This is a genomic window from Bradyrhizobium lablabi (genome assembly GCF_018129385.1).
Classification (GTDB): Bacteria; Pseudomonadota; Alphaproteobacteria; order Rhizobiales; family Xanthobacteraceae; genus Bradyrhizobium; species Bradyrhizobium lablabi_C.
The window spans coordinates 1-1,361 of sequence record NZ_JAFCLN010000049.1; the positions used below are offsets into that span (position 1 = coordinate 1).

The following is a 1,361-nucleotide window of genomic DNA, read 5'->3' on the forward strand; positions in this document are numbered from 1 at the left end:
AGGCGCTGGCGGCGTTCGCGGAGGGCCGGGAGGCGGACTTCACCTCGCTGCCGCCGGGCTCCTAGGTGTACCCGGCCATCAGGTTGGTAGCAGCCGGCTGATCGGTGGTCGTCCTCCGAGTGCGCTGTGGCGTCGATGAGTGTTGTAGTGCTCCAGCCAGGGCGCAAGCGCGGCGGTGCGGTCCTGATTGTTGGTGAAGACCTGCCGGTAGGCCCACTCGATCAGCAGGGTCCGGTTGAGTCTCTCGACCTTGCCGTTCTGCCAGGGGCAGTAGGGCTGGATGAAGATCTGCCGGGCGCCCAGGTCGGCCACGACGGCGCGGAGCGACCACTTGTAGGCCCAGGCGTTGTCGGTCATCACCTCCTCGATGCGGGTGATGCCGTAGGTCGCGACGTAGGCCGCGGCGCGGGCCAGAAACGCCGCGCAGGTCTCGCCCTTCTCGTCTTCGAGGACCTCGGAGTAGGCCAGTCGGGTGTGGTCGTCGACCAGGGAGTGGACGTAGTCGTACCCGATCGGGGTCTTGTCGAGTCGCGAGTGGTGGTTGGCGTAGGTCTGGCTATCTGCCCGCCAGCCGCCACCGGGCGGGATCTTGCCGAGCTTCTTGACGTCCATGTGGACCAGCTCCCCGGGCTTGGCCCGCTCGTATCGGACCGCGGTGACCTTGGACGCCCGGATCACCTCACCCGTGATCGGGTCCAGGGCCGCCAGCGGCGGGACCTGGTGGCGGGCCAGGATCCGCGAGACCGTCCGGGCCGGCACACCCAGCTCGGCGCCGAGCCACTCCGGACCACGGCGTTCGCGGTGCCGTAGCTCCACGACCTGGGCCTCGACCTCGGCGCTGGTCCGGGTGGGGCTGTGGTGTGGGCGCGAGGATCGGTCCTCCAACCCGGCATCGCCCTCGGCCTCGTAGCGGTCCAGCCACTTCCTCACACAGTTGCGTGAGATGCCCATCGCGGCCGCGATGTGCGCCTGCGGCCACCGCTCCTCACGGTGCCGCCGGACGATCAGCCGACGACCCTCCAACGTGGTGCGGGCATTACGGTGAGACACGAGAACCTCCGGTTCGGGAGTGGACCTAGACAGCCACACCCCATCCCGGGGGTTCTCGCCCGTTCAAGCCGACTCGCCTGTCACCAACGTCCTGGCTCGGTACACCTAGTCGGTCCTGGGCAGTCCGGGCCGGGGCTGGCCGGTCTCGGCCACCGCCGCGCGGTAGCGGTCGAGCAGGTGGCCCCAGTCGCCGTACTTGTCGCGGTACGACGCGTTGTCGTCGTTCCAGCCGCCGTGCTCGAACTCCACGCGCGTGCCCGGCCCCTCGCTGGTGAACGTGACCTCGAGGGTCGACGGGTGCGCGGGGTCCA

Annotated in this window: 2 protein-coding genes; both read right to left on the bottom strand. The window is 69.5% G+C overall.

Annotated features, from left to right (window positions below; translation table 11 throughout):
• Positions 1–78: 78 nt before the first annotated feature.
• Positions 79–1,050, bottom strand: a complete 972-nt coding sequence (locus JQ628_RS34310) for an IS481 family transposase (RefSeq protein ID WP_212231040.1) — start codon at positions 1,048–1,050, stop codon at positions 79–81.
• Positions 1,051–1,155: 105 nt separating this feature from the next.
• A partial coding sequence (locus JQ628_RS34315; protein WP_212231043.1) for a hypothetical protein occupies positions 1,156–1,361 on the bottom strand: 206 nt, incomplete at its 5' end.